This is a genomic window from Brevundimonas diminuta, assembly GCF_039673845.1.
Taxonomy (GTDB): Bacteria; Pseudomonadota; Alphaproteobacteria; order Caulobacterales; family Caulobacteraceae; genus Brevundimonas; species Brevundimonas diminuta_E.
This window is the reverse complement of sequence record NZ_JBDJMK010000003.1, coordinates 281633-295472: the sequence shown is the minus strand read 5'-3', so window position 1 is coordinate 295472 and position 13840 is coordinate 281633. Positions and strand designations below refer to the sequence as shown.

Below are 13840 nucleotides of genomic sequence, written 5' to 3'. Positions count from 1 at the left end.
GGCTGTGTGACCGCCTCCTCCGCCCTCTCTCAGCGCCCTGAGACCGCCTCGCCCGCCGCCGCCCTGACGCAGGCGCGTCGGGTCGTGGTCAAGATCGGCTCGTCCCTGCTGTTCGACGCCGGACGCCGGGCCGTCGCCGCCGACTGGCTGTCCGGTCTGGCCGCCGACATCGCCGCGCTGCGCCGACAGGGTCGTGAGGTCATCGTCGTCTCCTCCGGCGCCGTCGCGCTGGGACGCGGCAGACTGAACCTGCCGACCGGCCGCCTTCAGGACAAACAGGCGGCCGCCGCCGTGGGCCAGTCCCTGCTGATGCACGCATGGGAAGAGGCCCTCGCGCCCCACGGACTGGTCGTCGGTCAGGTGCTGCTGACCCGCGACGACACCGAGCGCCGCCGTCGCTGGCTGAACGGCCGCGCCACGCTGGAGGCGCTGCTGGGCCACGGCGTCATCCCCGTGGTCAATGAGAACGACACCGTCGCCACCGAAGAGATCCGTTATGGCGACAACGACCGGCTGGCGGCCCGCGCCGCACAACTGGGCCGGGCCGACCTGCTGGTGCTGCTGTCCGATGTAGACGGCCTCTACACCGCCGATCCGCGTCGCGACCCCGACGCCCGCCACCTGCCGCTGATCGAGCGGCTGACGCCCGACATTCTGGCCATGGCCTCTGGCGCCAACACACAGGCCGGGGTCGGCACGGGCGGCATGGCGACCAAGCTGGCGGCAGCCCAGATCGCCGCCTCGGCCGGGTGCGCCACCATCATCGCCTCAGGCCTGACCGACCACCCGTTGAAGGCCATCGCCGACGGCGCCCGCGCCAGCCTGATTTTGGCCCCCGCCACCCCTCTGGCTGCGTGGAAGCAATGGATCGCGGGCAGCGTGGCGCCCGGCGGCGCCCTGACGCTGGACGCCGGGGCCGTCGCCGCCCTCCATGCCGGAAAGAGCCTGCTGCCGTCCGGCGTCATCGCCGTCAGCGGCGATTTCGGCAAGGGCGACAGCGTGCGCCTGAGCGGCCCTGACGGCGCGCGGCTGGGCGTCGGTCTGGCGTCCTACGCCGCCGAGGAAATCGCCCTGATCCGGGGGCGCCATTCCGACGCCATCGAAGGCCTGCTGGGCTATCGCGGGCCCTCGGTCGTCATCCACCGCGACGATCTGGTTCTGGAGGACCGATGAGCGACCTCGACGCCGCCATGCTGGACATGATGATCGACATGGGCCGCCGCGCCCGCGCCGCCGCCGACGCCTTGCGCGCCACGACGCCGGACGCGCGCACCGAAGCCCTTCACCGCCTCGCCAAAGGCCTGCGCGCCGCCGAGGCCGACATCCTGTCCGCCAACGCCCGCGACGTGGCCCGCGCCCGCGACGGCGGCCTGTCCGAAGCCCTGATCGACCGGCTGGCCCTGACGCCCGCCCGCGTCGAGGGCATGGCCGTCGCCGTCGAAACCATCGCCGCCCAGCCCGATCCTGTCCGCGGCGAAATGGCCCGCTGGACCCCGGCCAACGGTCTGGACATCGCCCGCGTCCGCACCCCGATCGGCGTGCTGGCCGTCATCTATGAGAGCCGCCCGAACGTCACCGCCGACGCCGCCGCCCTGTGCCTCCGGTCCGGCAATGCGGCGATCCTTCGTTGCGGCTCGGACTGTCTGGATTCGTCACGCGCCATCGCCGCCGTCGTCGCCCGGGCCGTGGGCGAGGCGGCCCTGCCCGCCGACGCCGTCCAACTGGTCCCCGTCCCGGACCGCGAGGCCGTCGGCGCCATCCTGTCGGGTCTGAACGGCGCCGTCGACCTGATCATTCCGCGCGGCGGCAAGAGCCTGGTCGCCCGTGTGCAGGCCGAAGCCAAGGCGCCCGTGCTGGGCCACCTCGAGGGCCTGTGCCACACCTATCTGGACGCCGCCGCAGACCTCGATGTGGCCCGCCGCGTGAGCCTGAACGCCAAGATGCGCCGCGTCTCTGTCTGCGGCGCGACCGAGACCCTGCTGGTCGACCGCGCGGCGGCGGAGCGCCTGCTGCCCGCCGTCGCCGCTGATCTGATCGCCGCCGGATGCGAACTGCGCGGCGACGCCGAGGCCCGCGCTCTGGTTCCCGGCATGGACGAAGCAGTGGAGGCCGACTGGACCACCGAATACCTGGCTCCCATCCTGTCGGTGCGCGTGGTGGACGGCGTGGAGGGCGCTATTGCGCACATCCGCGCTTACGGCTCGGGCCACACCGAGGCCATCGTCACCACCGACGAGCAGGCCGCCGAGCGCTTCGCCAACGGCGTCGACAGCGCCATCGTCCTGATCAACGCCTCGACCCAGTTCGCCGACGGGGGCGAGTTCGGTTTCGGCGGAGAGATCGGCATCTCGACCTCAAAGCTGCATGCGCGCGGGCCGGTCGGGGCGGAACAGCTGACCACCTACAAATACGTCGTGCGCGGCGAAGGCCAGACGCGCCCCTGAAACAAACGCCACGCCTCTCCCTCCCCGTCCCGGGGAGGGTGGCTGAGCCCGTCAGGGCGAAGCCGGGTGGGGGCGGCAAGGCTATACAAGCACTGACACATCAGGCGCGGAGGGCCGATCACCCAGCCCTCCCCGCTCGGACGCTTCGCGACCACCCTCCCCGGGACGGGGAGGGAGAGGCGCCGCGCCCTATTTCTTCTCGGGCAGGGCGTAGGCGATCACATAGTCCCCGCGCGGCGTCTCCATGAAGTGATGGCCGCCGGCCATGATGACCAGATACTGGCGGCCGTTCTGCTCATAGATCATCGGATTGGCCTGACCGCCTGCCGGAAGCACGTCCGACCACACCGTCTTGCCCGTCTCGATGTCGATGGCGCGGATCAGGTCGTCCGTCGCGGCGGCGATGAAGATCAGCCCGCCCGCCGTCACGGCCGATCCGCCGTTGTTCGGCGTGCCGATCTCCAGGGGCAGCATGGAGGGGATGCCGAACGGTCCGTTCTTCCTCGCCGTGCCGAACGGACGATCCCACAGGGTGCGGCCGCTCTTCAGGTCGATGGCGCGCATCCCGCCATAGGGCGGCTGTTTGCACAGCAGGCCGGTGAACTTGACCCGCCAGCCCGCATTGACGTCGATGGCGTAGGGCACGCCCATCTGCGGATCGCCCGCGCCCTCGGCCTTGGACTTCGACAGATTGCCGCCGCGGTTGGCCGCCTCCTTCTCGCGCTCGATGTAGCGAGGGTCGTCGCGCGGGAACCAGCCCAGGCGGTCGGCCTCGGCGCGGGGCACCAGACGGTTGTGGTTGGGCATGTCGTTATAGTTGGCGACGATCACACCGCGCGCCGGATCGACCGCCACGCCGCCCCAGTCCGAACCGCCATTATAGCCCGGATACTGGATCCAGTAGCGGTCCGCCGTCGGCGGGGTGAAGTAGCCGTCATAAGACGCCTGACGGAACTGGATGCGGCAGACCATCTGGTCGATCGGCGACATGCCCCACATGTCACGCTCGGTCAGGTCAGCCTTCCTCAGCGTGTGGAACAGGGAGAAGGGCTGGGTCGGGCTGCGTTGCGACGGCTCGACGCCGCCCTGCGGCACGCGGCGCTCCTCCACCTTGTGCAGCGGTTGGCCCGTGCGGCGGTCCAGAATATAGAGGTCGCCCTGTTTGGATGGCAGGATCACCGCCGGGACCATCGCCCCATTGACCGGCATGTCGACAAGCGTCGCCTGCGAGCCCAGGTCATAGTCCCAGACATCCTTACGCACCGTCTGGAAATGCCAGCGCGGCTTGCCCGTGGTGACGTCCAGCGCGACCAGAGAGGTCGAATATTCATTCTCCGCCGGACGGCGCAGGCCGGAATAGTAGTCGGCCGAGGAATTGCCCATCGGCAGGAAGACCAGCCCCAGCGCCTCATCCGCCGTGGCCGTGGTCCACATATTCGGCGTGCCGGGCGTATAGGTCTCGCCTTCGGGCGGCGTCGTCGTGATGTCAGGCCGCATCATGTCCCAAGCGAAGCGCAGCTCGCCCGTCACGGCGTCAAAGCCCTGAATGACGCCGGAGGCGTTCCAGCGCTTCTGGCCGTCCAGCACCTGATGGCCCGTGACCACCACGCCGCGCACCACGACCGGCGCCGAGGTGATCGACACCATGCCGGGATAGGGGTCGCCCATGCCGTGCTTGATGCTGACCGAGCCGTTGCTCCCGAAGCCGGCGCAGGGAACGCCCGTGCGCGCGTCCACCGCCACCAGCCGGCCGTCCAGCGTGCCTTCGATGATGCGCGTGGCGCAGGGCTGGGCCGCATCGACATTGGGCGCGGCGTAGTAGGTCACGCCGCGACAGGCGGCGGTATAGGGAATCTGGTCGTCGGCGACCTTGGGGTCATAGGTCCACTTCTGCTTGCCCGTCGCCGCATCGACCGCGAACAGCCGGTTGCGGGCCGAGCACATATAAAGGGTGTCGCCGATCTTCAGCGGCGTCGTCTCGGCGCCCCAGCGTTCGTCCGGCAGGTCGCCCGTGCGGAAGGTCCAGGCGCGCTGCAGCCCCTTCACATTGTCCCTGTTGATCTGGTTCAGCGGGGAATAGCGCTGGGCGCTGTCCGAGCCGCCCCAGGCGGGCCAGTCGGCGCCGACCTTCACCATCGCCGGATCGCCCACGCCGCCGTTCGCGGCGCCGGGAACGGGGCTGAGCACCCGCGCCTTGTTCGCCTGTGCCACCACCACGCCGGAGATCAGGCCGAAGACCACGACGGCCGCCAGACCGCCCAGCATCAGCCGGCCTCCGCCGCCTTCGCGCTTCAGAACCGGGAAGCTGCACACCACGGCGATCAACAGCACCAGCGGCGCCACCACGCGCGGGACCAGGGCCCAGCCGTTCAGCCCGACCTCCCACAGCGCCCAGACCACGGTGCCTATGAAGATGGCCACATACAGCCAGGCGCCGAACGGTCTGAGCAGGGCCAAAAGCCCGCCCGACACGATCATCAGCAGGCCGACGATCAGATAATAGGCGGATCCGCCCAGCATCATCAGCTGGCCCCCGCCGATGACCAGCGTCAGGCCGATCAGGCCGATGATGATCCCCAGAAGCCTGACAAGGACGCTTCCAAACCCGCGTCCGCGTTCGATGGACGACATCGGCGCCCTCCCACATTCAGCTTGGCCTTGGACTGCAACACGCCAGAAAGACCCGCGTTCCCCCTGATCTGAAAAACAGTGACATGCCCCATGCAAAAGGGGCCGCGCGTCTGCTCGACGCACGGCCCCTGATGGCGGATTCTCGTTGGGCTTACTGACGCGCCAGCTGGCTGGACATGATCAGTTCCAGCTGCTTGCGGATGTGGCCGGTCAGCTCTTCGATGCCCCAGTCGTCATAGGCGGCGAAGCGGAAATTCATGACGTAGACGTCCCAGATCAGACGCGCCAGCAGTTCGACATCGACGTCCTGGCGGACTTCGCCTTCGCTGATCCCGGCCTGCAGCACCTGGGCCACGGCCTCGACCAGCGGGCGGACGAAGGCGCGCGAACGCTCGTCGGCGTCTTCCGGCTGGAACCACGAGCGGGCCACCATGGCCTGCATCAGCGGCAGATGCTCCAGCGAGCGGTGATAACCGGCGGTCAGGCCGCTGGACAAACGCTCCAGCACGCGGCCGTCGGCGGCGGCGATGGCGGTGCGGATATCGGCCAGCATGCCTTCCATCTCTTCCGAGAAGACGGCCTCGAACAGTTCGGCCTTGTCCTGGAAGTTGGCGAAGACGGCGCCGGTCGACATGCCCGCGCCCTTGGCGATGTCGCGGATGGTGGCGGCGTCATAGCCGCGCTCGGCGAAGAGGGTGCGGGCGGCGTCCAGAACCTTCTGACGCGTCCGGACCTTGGCGGCCTGACGACGGTTCAGCCGAGGCTGGGCTTCGGCGGCGGCAGGGACGGTCGAGGAAGTTTCAGGCATCGGCGACGACTCTGACTTTCGTTTTTTGCGCGGCGTTCGCCCATTCCGCCCGACCATCGGTATGACGGGGGCTGATGATTGACGACTGCTGCGCTTCTAGGAGGAAGAGCGAACTTTCATCACCGAACAGTGACCAAAATGGGTCATGAACGGCATAAAACTCTGCCATAAAGCGTTTTGGCGCTCAAAACGACTAGGGGTTCCTACGGATACCGTGGCGCTCAAGACGTGTTTCGGCATGAAGCTTGGCAGTATCTGCCTTTTATTGCCCGCCCCCGCCGCTACGTCCTCCCCGGCGGAATGACGTCTCCGCCGGGCGAAACTCAATCCATGCTCGCACTGGCGGTTGAAATTTCTTAACACCGTAACACCAGCCAGGGTCGCTTGCGGCCCCGGCGTATGCGCTGGCCGCGTCGCAATGGCGATCGGCCACACAGACATTGAGGAAACGACGCATGAGGAAACTGTTCGCGGGAGTCGCCGCAGCGGCCCTTCTGGCCCCCGCCGCCGCCGCCATGGCGCACGACCACGCCTGCATCGATGAAGCCTGCACCGTCTTCGAACTGTTCCAGACCCCGGCGGCCCAGGGCGGCGCCTCGGGCTGGCAGGGCGTGGAAGCGCCCCGCTACGGCAGCTGGGGCTTTGATCTGGCCGGTCGCGACACCTCGGTCGATCCGGGCGACAGCTTCTTCCGCTACGCCAACGGCGCGGCCATCGACCAGCTGACCATTCCGTCGGACCGCACCTCCTACGGCTCGTTCGCCCTGCTGCGCGAACTGTCCGACAACCGCATGAAGAAGCTGGTGACGGATCTGGCCGCGCGCCGCGATCTGGCTCCGGGCTCGGACGAGCAGAAGATCGCCGACGCCTATCGCGCCTTCATCGATCAGGCCCGCGTCGACCAGTTGGACGCCCAGCCCCTGGCCCCCTATCTGGCCGCCATCCGCGCCGCCGACAGCCATGAGAAGATCGCCGCCTATATGGGCCAGACCCAGGGCCGCGTCGGCGGCTCCTTCTTCGGCACCGGCATCACCATCGACCAGAAGAGCCCCAACCGTTACGCCGTCTCGACCGGCCAGTCGGGTCTGGGCATGCCCAACCGCGACTATTATCTGGACGCCCGCTTCGCCGATAAGAAAGAGAAGTATCAGGCCTATATCGAGCGCACCCTGACCAACATCGGCTGGGCCGACCCGGCCGGTTCGGCCGCCGCCATCATCGCGCTTGAAGACAGCATCGCCCAGGCCCACTGGACCCCGATCGAGAACCGCAACCGCGACAAGACCTACAACCCCTATACGATCCAGACCCTGACCGCAGAGGCGCCCGGCTTCGACTGGGCCGGCTATTTCAACGCCGCCGGTCTGGGCGACGTCGATCGGGTGATCGTGCGCCAAAACACGGCCATGCCGAAGATGGCGGCCCTGTTCGCCGCGACGCCGGTGGCGACCCTGCAGGCGTGGCAGGCCTTCCACACCACGGACGATGCGGCGCCCTATCTGTCGCAACGCTTCTCGGACGCCCAGTGGGAGTTCTATTCGCGCGATCTGGGCGGCCAGCCCGAACAGCGCAGCCGTGAAAAGCGCGCCATCAGCTTCGCCGAGGGCGCCCTGGGCGAGGCGGCGGGCCGTCTCTATGTCGCCGAATACTTCCCGGCCGAATCCAAGGCCAAGATGGAAGAACTGGTCGCCAATCTGCGCACGGCCCTGTCGCACCGCATCGACAACCTGACCTGGATGGGCGCCGAGACGAAGACGGCGGCTCAGGAGAAGCTGCGCAAATTCACCGTCAAGATCGGCTATCCGGACAAGTGGCGCGACTATTCGGGGCTGGAGATCAAGGCCGACGACCTGTTCGGCAACAGCCAGCGCATGGGCCAGTTCCAGTGGGACTACCGCCTGTCCCGCCTGCACCAGCCGGTCGACAAGTCCGAGTGGGGCATGACGCCCCAGACGGTGAACGCCTATTACAACTCGGCCAATAATGAGATCGTCTTCCCGGCCGCCATCCTGCAGCCGCCCTTCTTCGATCCGGACGCGGACCCGGCCGTCAACTACGGCGGCATCGGCGGCGTGATCGGCCACGAGATCGGCCACGGCTTCGACGATCAGGGCTCCAAGTCCGACGGCGACGGCGTGCTGCGCAACTGGTGGACCGACGAGGACAAGGCCAAGTTCGAGAGCCTGACCACGCGTCTGGGCGCCCAGTATGACCAGTTCGAGCCCCTGCCCGGCTTCCACGTCCAGGGCGGCCTGACCATGGGTGAGAACATCGGCGATGCGGCCGGCACGGCGGTGGGCCTTGAGGCCTATCACCTGTCGCTGAAGGGCCAGCCCGCCCCGGTGATCGACGGCACGACCGGCGACCAGCGCTTCTTCTACGGCTGGGCCCAGGTGTGGCAGTCCAAATACCGCGAGGACGCCCTGAAGAACCAGATCGCCACCGATCCGCACAGCCCCGCCGAGTTCCGCGTCATCGGCCCGGTGCGCAACGTCGACGCCTGGTATGAAGCCTTCGGCATCAAGCCGGGGACCAAATACTATCTGGCGCCGGAAGACCGCGTCCGCATCTGGTAAGGCGCGACGCCTGCTGAATGAAGAGGGCCGGAGCGGCGACGCTCCGGCCCTTTTTCATTGCGGCCAGTTTCATCCCCTGCCGTCATCCTCGGGCTTGACCCGAGGATCCAGTGAAGGCGCGCGCTCACGCTTCCTCAGACCCTCGCCAAAGATCAGCCGCCCTCGCGGCCACACGCCCAGAAGTAGAGCGCCCCAAGCCACCGCCTCAGCGCTCTCGAATACCCTTCAACAACAGACCTGACTCTCAGGCATGAAAAAGCCCGCTGCGGGGGATACATCGCAGCGGGCCTTCTCGCTCTCTAAGGAGCGGACGTTTCCTCCCCGAAACGCCTTCAAGATGTCGCTGCGTCTCTTCGCTGCGCCTCTTGAGTGAGACCAAATGACGCCATCGGGGGGTTCGAGTCAATCAGCCCACGGCGGAAACCGGGCGCATTCGTAAGTGAACGTCGATAACTCACGTCTTCGTCATGGATATTATCGAAGCCTATTCGATAATGGAGCAAACCACGGCGACCAGTTGATCGCGCGCCACGGTCTGCTGGCCCGGACGCTCGGCCTTCCAGGCATCGTTGTCGGCGATGGCGGCGGCGCGGGCGCGTCCGGCGTCCAGATCCTTGATCGTCACCTGACCGGCGGCGATCTCATCCCCGCCCAGAATGACGGCGGCCGGAGCCCCGCGCCGGTCGGCGTATTTCATCTGCGCCTTCATCCCCGCCCGGCCCAGATACAGTTCGGCCGGGATGCCCGCCGCCCGCAGCTCGGACACAGCGTCGAGGTAGTGCTGCATGTCGTCTTCAGAGAAGACGATGGCCACCACCGGCCCGCGCGTCTCATCCTCGCCGCCGCGACCGGCCGCGCGCAGGGCCGAGGCCAGACGCGACACGCCGAACGAGAAGCCCGTCGCCGGGGTCGACTGGCCGGTGAAGCGCGACACCAGATCGTCATAGCGCCCGCCGCCGCCGATCGAGCCGAAGCGCACCGTGCGCCCCTTCTCATCCTTGGTGTCCAGTAGCAGTTCGGCCTCGAACACCGCCCCGGTGTAATATTCCAGACCACGCACGATGGTCGGATCGAAGCGCACGTCGTCCTGCGACACGCCCATGGCGTTCAGCGCGCGGTCGATAGCGGCCAGTTCCTTCAGAGCCTCTTCGCCGGCTGCGCCCAGGGCAGCGCCTGACACAGCGTCCAGCACGCCCGCGCGGCTGAGGCCCGGCGTCTCGGCCGAGGCCAGAAACGCCTCGATCGCACCGATCACCGAGGCGGGCAGATTGGCGCCCTTGGTATAGTCGCCGGACTCATCCAGACGCCCCTCGCCCAGCAGCAGGCGCACGCCCTCGACGCCCAGACGGTCGTATTTGTCCACCGCGCGCAGAGCCGTCAGCCGCTGCACAGGATCGGTGATCCCGCCCGCGTCGAACAGGCCGTCGAACAGCTTGCGGTTGGAGACGCGGATCACCGCCTGCCCGGCCGCCAGCCCCGCCGCGCGCAGGCCCTCGCAGCCCATGGCTATGATCTCGGCGTCGGCCTCGGGTCGGTCGGAGCCGACGGTGTCGGCGTCGCACTGCCAGAACTCGCGAAAGCGGCCCGGCCCCGGCTTCTCATTGCGCCACACCGGCCCATAGGCGTAGCGGCGGAACGGCTTGGGCAGTGTCTCCCAGTTCTGCGCAGCGAAACGGGCCAGCGGCGCCGTGTGGTCATAGCGCAGGGCCATCCACTGATCGTCATCGTCCTGAAGCGCGAAGACGCCCTCGTTCGGACGGTCGGCGTCGGGCAGGAACTTGCCCAGCGCATCGGCGTATTCAAACGCCGGAGTCTCCAGCGCCTCAAAGCCCCAGCGCTCATAGACCTCGGACACGCGCGCGACGATGCGGCGCTCGGCGGTCAGGTCGCGGCCGCGACGGTCGGCGAACCCACGCGGCGCGCGGGCTTCGGGGCGGTTGGAGGCTTCGTCGGTCATGAGGCGGCGATTAAGCCATCAGTTCCGTCGCCGCAACTCACAGTCCGCCCGAGGCTCTCAAGCCGTGCGGCGCAGCGGCAGGTCGCGGCCATAGCTGAGGCGCCGCCACAGCCACTCGAACGGCCCCATGGTGAACTTCGACAGCCACAGCGGCGACCAGATCAACTGCAGCGCCCAGACGCCGACGACAATGGCCCACTGCATCGGATAGTCGACCTGACCAAACAGGCGCGGCCCCCACGGCATGTAGAAGATCGTCGTCATGATCAGGGTCTGGGTCAGATAGTTGGTGAAGGCCATCCGCCCCACCGGCGCCAGAGCCTTGCGCAGCCAGCCCACGCCCCGCGTCGTCGCTAGGATCAGGACCGAGGCGTAGCCCAAGGTGACGATCAGCGGAAACGATCCGACCACATCCGCCCAGCCGCCGGTCGCCTCGACGGCTGGCCCGGCCTGAACCTCCCGCCACTCCAGCACGCCCAGCAGCGCCAGCACCACCGCACCGCCCGCCATCAGGACCAGATAGATCCATGACCTGACCCGGCCGTGGAAGAAGCCCGCCTTGAACAGGCCCAGCCCCAGCATCATCAGCGCCACGGTCGAAAACACATAGAGGAACAGGCTGAGGCCCTGCATGAAGGCCCAGGCCTTCAGGTTCTCCAGCGCCGCCCAGACCCAGCCGCTCTGATAGGCGGCGATGACGGCGGCCACCGCCCCATCCGCCGCCGCTCCGCCCTGCATCGCCTCGGGAAAGCGCGCCGTCGCCAGCATCAGCCCGGCCTGCAGCACGGCCATCACAACCGTCGCCCCCGCCCCGATCCAGATCAGCGGCCGCGCAGACATCGAGCGCATCAGCATCATGAACAGCCCCGCCCATGCATAGAGCAGCAGGATGTCGCCGTACCAGAAGGCCGCCCCGTGGATCACGCCAAACAGGGCCAGAAACATCAGGCGCCGACGCAGGACGCGCCCCTTCGCCTCATCCCCCCGCTCGCCGCCGACCAGAAAGACCGACACGCCGAACAGCATGGAGAACAGGGTCACGAACTTCTGGCGAAAGAAGACGTCGACGACCCACTGGGCCACGCCCGACACTCCCGCGACCGCTGGAAACGGCGACTGCTCCGGCGCCATTTCGATCGCCACCATCGGCAGGGCGAAGGCCGCCGCATTGACCGCCAGAATCCCCAGCACGGCCGCGCCGCGCAAAACGTCCAGCGTCTGGATGCGCTGTCCCGTCGCCACCGGCGCGGGCTCGGCCGCGGCTGTCAGATCCCTCATGCCCATCCCCTGTTCCGCATCGGGCCAAGGCTAGGCGGGACCGCCGCACCCGTTAACGTTAAATCCCCGTAACGTCCCGTTCGGACATGACGCCCATGCGGTTGCGAACCGGCGGCGGCGCCGGGGCGAAGGCCAGCCACGCCACGCAGACCCCGCCCCACAGGGCGTAGCTGACGCCCATCATGATCGCCAGCGGCAGGCCGCCGACGCCATAGATCAACAGGGCCGTCTCGATCGCGCCTAACCCTTGCGAAAAGGTCTGTGACGACAGCCCCGCCAGCGTCCCCATCACCACAGCCATGATGGTCTGCATCGCCGCCGCCAGCAGGCCGCCGAACACGGTGAACCGCCCCACCACGCCCAGTCGCGTCGACGGGCGCCCGGTCTTCTCATGGCTGTTCAGCAAAACCCACAGACCGACCGGCGCCGCGATCAGACCGACCGTCAGCATCACCAGCCGCCAGTCCGTATCCACGCCCGACGCCCAATTCTCAGGCGGCCAGATGAACAGGGTCAGGATCAGCGGAGGCCAGGCCGCCGCCGCCAGCGCAGCCGGAACCAGAGCGGCCGCACCGCGTCGCGGCGCCACGCGCTTCATGCCCGGAACGGAGGGAGGAACGGCGGCCATCAGCGCGTCGGAACCGGCGTCGCGCCGGAGTAGTCATAGAAGCCGCGCCCGCTCTTCTTGCCCAGCCAGCCGGCCTCGACATATTTCACCAGCAGCGGACAGGGCCGATATTTGCTGTCGGCCAGACCTTCATACAGCACGTTCATGATGGCCAGCGCCACGTCCAGCCCCATGAAGTCCGCCAGTTCCAGCGGCCCCATCGGATGGTTGGCGCCCAGCTTCAGCGCCTTGTCGATCGAGGCCACGTCGCCGACGCCCTCATACAGCACATAGACCGCCTCATTCATCATCGGCACCAGGATGCGGTTGACGATGAAGGCGGGGAAATCCTCGGACTCGGTCGTCGTCTTGCCGAGGCTTTCGGCGAAGGCGACCGCCGTCTCGAAGGTCGAGGCCGAGGTGGCGATGCCGCGCACCAGTTCGACCAGCTTCATCGTCGGCGCCGGCTTCATGAAATGCAGGCCGATGAAGCGCTCGGGCCGGTCCGTGACCGAGGCCAGCCGCGTGATCGAAATCGACGAGGTGTTCGAGGCCAGCAGCGTCTGCGCCCCCAGCAGGGGCGTCAGTTCGGCGAAGACGGCCTTCTTGACCGCCTCTTCCTCGGACGCCGCCTCAATGATCAGATCGGCCTCGGCCGCCTCGGCCAGACTGGCGACGGCCTTGATGCGGCTCATGGCGTCGTGCGCCTCGGCTTCGCTGGACAGTCCGCGCGCGGCGCGGCGGGCCAGACTGGCCGCGATCTCGCCCAGCGCCAGCGTCACGCGGTCGGGCGCGACGTCATACAGCTTCACCTCATAGCCGCCGGAGGCCACCACCTGAGCGATGCCCGAACCCATCTGCCCGGCGCCGATGATGGCGACTGTCCTGATCGTGGTCATGAATTACGCGTGAAATGCAGTCCAACCGGACCTGTCGTCGGCACCTTAGGAGCCCGCTCGCATCGCGCAAGGGCGGATTGGGCTCCGAGGGCGGATTCTGTGGTTACGGCTTCGCGTCGATCAGCCCAGCGACATGATCAGCATCGGCGCCACCGTCCGGTTGAACAGCACGCTCAGGAACTGCAGCGCCAGCAGGGCGATGATCGGCGTGATATCGATACCGCCCAGTGACGGCACCACCCGCTGGATCGGCCCCAGAATGGGCCGCGTCACCGTATCCAGCACATAGGCGATCTGGCCCACGAAACGGTTGCGCGGATTGATCACGTCAAAGGCGAACAGCCAGCTCAGGATCGCCGAGGCGATGATGCACCAGATCATCAGGGTGACGACCGCGTTCACCAGCCAGACAAGGGCGAAACCCATGAGAAACTCCTGCTTCGTTCACGCCGCTTCTAGCGGTCCGCCGCCAGAACGCCAAGGATTCGTGCGCGGCCCGTTGACACGCCCCCCTGCACGCTTCTATGTCCCGCCCCTGCCTGTCGGTCGGGGCCGTAGCTCAGTTGGTAGAGCGCGTCGTTCGCAATGACGAGGTCAGGGGTTCGACTCCCCTCGGCTCCACCAGGGCATCTCCGCAAAA

10 protein-coding genes and 1 tRNA gene are annotated in these 13840 nt (G+C 67.8%); 4 read left to right on the top strand and 7 right to left on the bottom strand.

Annotated elements, in window-relative coordinates; genetic code table 11:
* The first annotated feature begins 6 nt into the window (after window positions 1-6).
* Both proB and ABE454_RS04925 read left to right on the top strand, forming a co-directional pair.
* Entirely contained in the window at window positions 7-1173 is a 1167-nt protein-coding gene (proB, locus tag ABE454_RS04930; protein ID WP_430825676.1) for a glutamate 5-kinase, read from the top strand.
* Entirely contained in the window at window positions 1170-2444 is a 1275-nt protein-coding gene (locus ABE454_RS04925) for a glutamate-5-semialdehyde dehydrogenase (RefSeq protein ID WP_346529666.1), read from the top strand. Before proB ends, ABE454_RS04925 begins: the two co-directional genes overlap by 4 nt.
* Window positions 2445-2633: 189 nt before the next feature.
* On the opposite strand, the gene ABE454_RS04920 is transcribed toward ABE454_RS04925, so the two are convergent.
* Both ABE454_RS04920 and ABE454_RS04915 read right to left on the bottom strand, forming a co-directional pair.
* Window positions 2634-5075 (bottom strand): membrane-bound PQQ-dependent dehydrogenase, glucose/quinate/shikimate family, encoded by a 2442-nt coding sequence (locus ABE454_RS04920; protein WP_346529663.1) that lies wholly within the window; start codon window positions 5073-5075, stop codon window positions 2634-2636.
* A 151-nt stretch (window positions 5076-5226) separates the two neighbouring features.
* On the bottom strand, window positions 5227-5883 hold the full coding sequence (locus ABE454_RS04915) for a TetR/AcrR family transcriptional regulator (protein ID WP_346529661.1): 657 nt from the start codon (window positions 5881-5883) through the stop codon (window positions 5227-5229).
* 455 nt (window positions 5884-6338) lie between these two features.
* Between ABE454_RS04915 and ABE454_RS04910 the strand changes: the two genes are divergently transcribed.
* Entirely contained in the window at window positions 6339-8459 is a 2121-nt protein-coding gene (locus tag ABE454_RS04910; protein WP_346529659.1) for a M13 family metallopeptidase, read from the top strand.
* A gap of 484 nt (window positions 8460-8943) precedes the next feature.
* Here the strand turns inward: ABE454_RS04910 and hisS are convergent, their stop codons facing one another.
* The 5 genes from hisS to ABE454_RS04885 all read right to left on the bottom strand — a co-directional run bounded on the left by hisS (window position 8944) and on the right by ABE454_RS04885 (window position 13626).
* A complete protein-coding gene (hisS, locus tag ABE454_RS04905) occupies window positions 8944-10416 on the bottom strand; it encodes a histidine--tRNA ligase (RefSeq protein ID WP_346529656.1) in 1473 nt (490 codons plus the stop codon).
* Between the two features lie 57 nt (window positions 10417-10473).
* Entirely contained in the window at window positions 10474-11694 is a 1221-nt protein-coding gene (locus ABE454_RS04900; RefSeq protein ID WP_346529653.1) for a DUF418 domain-containing protein, read from the bottom strand.
* A 58-nt stretch (window positions 11695-11752) separates the two neighbouring features.
* Window positions 11753-12322 (bottom strand): hypothetical protein, encoded by a 570-nt coding sequence (locus ABE454_RS04895; protein ID WP_346529652.1) that lies wholly within the window; start codon window positions 12320-12322, stop codon window positions 11753-11755.
* Window positions 12322-13200 carry a 3-hydroxybutyryl-CoA dehydrogenase gene (locus tag ABE454_RS04890; RefSeq protein ID WP_346529650.1) on the bottom strand — a complete coding sequence of 293 codons (879 nt, stop codon included), beginning with the start codon at window positions 13198-13200 and terminating at the stop codon, window positions 12322-12324. The genes ABE454_RS04895 and ABE454_RS04890 overlap by 1 nt, the downstream gene beginning before the upstream one ends.
* 120 nt (window positions 13201-13320) lie before the next feature.
* Window positions 13321-13626: a YggT family protein gene (locus ABE454_RS04885; protein ID WP_087141580.1), complete on the bottom strand. Its 306-nt coding sequence runs from the start codon at window positions 13624-13626 to the stop codon at window positions 13321-13323.
* Window positions 13627-13748: 122 nt separating this feature from the next.
* Between ABE454_RS04885 and ABE454_RS04880 the strand changes: the two genes are divergently transcribed.
* A tRNA-Ala gene (locus ABE454_RS04880) sits at window positions 13749-13824 on the top strand.
* The last annotated feature ends 16 nt before the right edge of the window (window positions 13825-13840 follow it).